The organism is Bacillus sp. mrc49 (assembly GCF_002803435.1).
On the sequence record NZ_PHNG01000020.1, the window covers coordinates 1 to 473 of the forward strand.

1 pseudogene is annotated in these 473 nt (G+C 37.8%); it reads right to left on the reverse strand.

The features are described 5' to 3' along the window. A pseudogene (locus CVN76_RS00235) lies at positions 1-374 on the reverse strand (hypothetical protein); the annotation flags it as partial. Between the last annotated feature and the right edge of the window lie 99 nt (positions 375-473).

Consider the following 473-nt stretch of genomic DNA (forward strand, 5'->3'; position numbering starts at 1 on the left):
TTCAAAATTATAGGTATTATTATTTTAACCTGCATTATTCTTAGCCCGTTCAATACATTGGCGCAAGAAAGCTTGTCAGAAAGGAATACTATTATAAAAGAATTAGAAAAAAAGATTGCCGCGGAGGCAGCACTGACAATCGATCCTTCATATTGGATAACACTAAAGATCGTACCTTCCTCCATCACTTTTTTGATATAGCCCGCATCATTCATTGGTGTTGGATAGGTTTCAAAAATTTCACCATATAACTTAGCCAGCTCATGTGCATCTTCGACTTCAGCAAATCGAAGGGAATAATCTTCAGGCAGTTGCCGCTTTTCTATCACTCTAGGAATATCGATGACATCCTGGATAATTTTGTCTTCCCTCATCCAATCGTCACTTGTCCGCCTTTCATCAGTAAAATACAAGGCCATGCAATAAGCATCATTCCCATTAAAATACTTCCTCAATATTCCTTCGAGCACAAA